Origin of the sequence: Cryobacterium sp. MLB-32 (assembly GCF_000738085.1) — a bacterium.
GTDB lineage: Bacteria > Actinomycetota > Actinomycetes > Actinomycetales > Microbacteriaceae > Cryobacterium.
In genome coordinates this window covers 1-568 of sequence record NZ_JPRS01000716.1, presented here as the reverse complement: position 1 = coordinate 568, position 568 = coordinate 1, and the positions used below count along the sequence as shown (strand labels likewise).

Annotated in this window: 1 protein-coding gene; it reads left to right on the top strand. The window is 55.3% G+C overall.

What is annotated here, in order from left to right; genetic code table 11:
* Positions 1-93: 93 nt before the first annotated feature.
* Positions 94-568 (top strand): hypothetical protein (locus tag JF66_RS21045; RefSeq protein WP_197059539.1); only part of this gene is annotated, 475 nt, incomplete at its 3' end.

Below are 568 nucleotides of genomic sequence, written 5' to 3'. Positions count from 1 at the left end.
CTGACTCGGCAGGGGATTCTCTCGGAATCTTCTCTGCTCCAGGAGCTTCGGGCTACGCACAAGTCCGACGAGGGCAAGCTCATTATCGCAATCGTGGACCAGTACGAGGAAAACGTAGCGAGTGCTGAAGACCTTCCGACCCAGTTTATTGAGCGGCTGAGTCTGCTCGACCGTAACGGTAAGATCGGCGCACCTGTGATCTTTCTATGGCTCACAACATCCCAAGTCTTCCAATCACAGCTCGCAGCTGCCACGACACGCAATGAGCGAATTCTGCTGGCACCCGATTTCGAGCTTGAAGGGCCAGACGCGGACAGCTGGGCCGACATTGTCGAAGAAACGTTCGCTTTTCACAATCAAGACCAGCCGTTAGCAGATTTCGGGCTGTTGCGCGGGGATATCGAGTCAGCCGCGGACGCGGCCGCAACGCTCGGGATAACAATCGAGACAGTCGGCAAGAAGCTGGGCAATGAAATTGATGGTTTACAGGATCTCTCGAAGTATCAGGTTGTGATGCTGTGGCCCGTTGCTGACGCACTCCGTATAACCCGAGTCACCGGGTTTACGA